The 676-nt window shown below is 54.7% G+C and carries 2 pseudogenes; both read right to left on the bottom strand.

Annotation, left to right across the window (positions count from 1 at the left end):
* Positions 1-245, bottom strand: a pseudogene (locus FE394_RS20175) (hypothetical protein); the annotation flags it as partial.
* A pseudogene (locus FE394_RS20170) lies at positions 242-676 on the bottom strand (ParA family protein); the annotation flags it as partial. The pseudogenes FE394_RS20170 and FE394_RS20175, both read right to left, overlap by 4 nt.

Here is a 676-nt window from a genome sequence, read left to right as displayed (position 1 = left end):
AGCAACGCCAAATCCGGAGACGCATCGGGGCGCATGGCCTGCCTGCGCAGCTCCGCTTCATTGCGGGGATAATAGTGCTCTACTCCTTCCGGGGAAACGTCAAGAATAGCCGGCAATAAGACCTGAAGTTTCACCTGCGCGGTTTCACGATCCGGCGCATCCACAAAAACAAACCACTCATCATCACTGAACAGTAATTCAACACTCTCATAACGAAAACAAACCGCCCGCCAGATAACCTTCATTGCGCTTCTCCCATCGGTTGCGCAGTCAATACCGCGTCGAATTTTTCCGCCCATAAGGGCACCAACTCACAGGCAAGGCGGTGCATGGTTTGCGCGGCAGCCGGGCTTTTTCGGGTGGTTTTATACTCAAGACGATGAACGGGCTGGGCACGGACATGCCCCAGTTTGTAGATGTCCAGCAGGTCTATCCGGGTTTCCAGCAACTGATAAACCTGCCTGCCGCCCAGTGCGGAAGCGTCATACCGTTGATTATTGATAATGTCAGTCAGTTCACTCAGCGTATCCCGGTCAAGATTCGTTCCTTCAATCCCGTTGACCAGTATCCGGATAGCCGGCAGGCGGATACCGTAGTTTTCAAAGGGCCGGAGCCGGGTCAGCATCCGCAGGGTGCCGCGCAGGAACTCGCGGACGTCGGGTAAAATAGGCTTGAT

The sequence above is a fragment of the Xenorhabdus littoralis genome (genome assembly GCF_033949345.1).
GTDB lineage: Bacteria > Pseudomonadota > Gammaproteobacteria > Enterobacterales > Enterobacteriaceae > Xenorhabdus > Xenorhabdus littoralis.
The sequence above is the reverse complement of the archived record's forward strand: the minus strand, read 5'-3'. Positions and strand labels throughout refer to the sequence as shown.